Origin of the sequence: Mesobacillus subterraneus (assembly GCF_000934845.1) — a bacterium.
GTDB classification, from domain to species: domain Bacteria; phylum Bacillota; class Bacilli; order Bacillales; family Cytobacillaceae; genus Mesobacillus; species Mesobacillus stamsii.
On record NZ_JXIQ01000181.1, the window covers coordinates 1 to 276 of the forward strand.

General features: G+C 55.8%; 1 protein-coding gene. It reads left to right on the plus strand.

Going from position 1 to position 276, the window contains the following annotated elements; genetic code table 11:
* Positions 1-276, plus strand: a 276-nt coding sequence (locus UB32_RS20315; protein WP_044395982.1) for a hypothetical protein, incomplete at both ends; no start/stop codon positions are given.

The following is a 276-nucleotide window of genomic DNA, read 5'->3' on the forward strand; positions in this document are numbered from 1 at the left end:
CCCGACAAGCGCTGCCCGCCAAAACGCCACGTCCTGTGGCTGGCGGGTCTAGCACGTCCTGTGCCTCGGAGGCCGACCATTGTAGTCGTTCTTTGACTTCATTGGGCGGACCGAAACCGAAAAGTATAGCCGACTGCCCAGAAACGCAGAAACTGGAGACTCCACCAGAAGAAGCGCTTTTTGCTTCTGCCGGTGGAGTTGAAGTTTCGGAGTTTCTAGGAGGCGACACTAGACAATTCGAAATGCGAAGGCGACTGTTCAACTCCGACAAGCGCT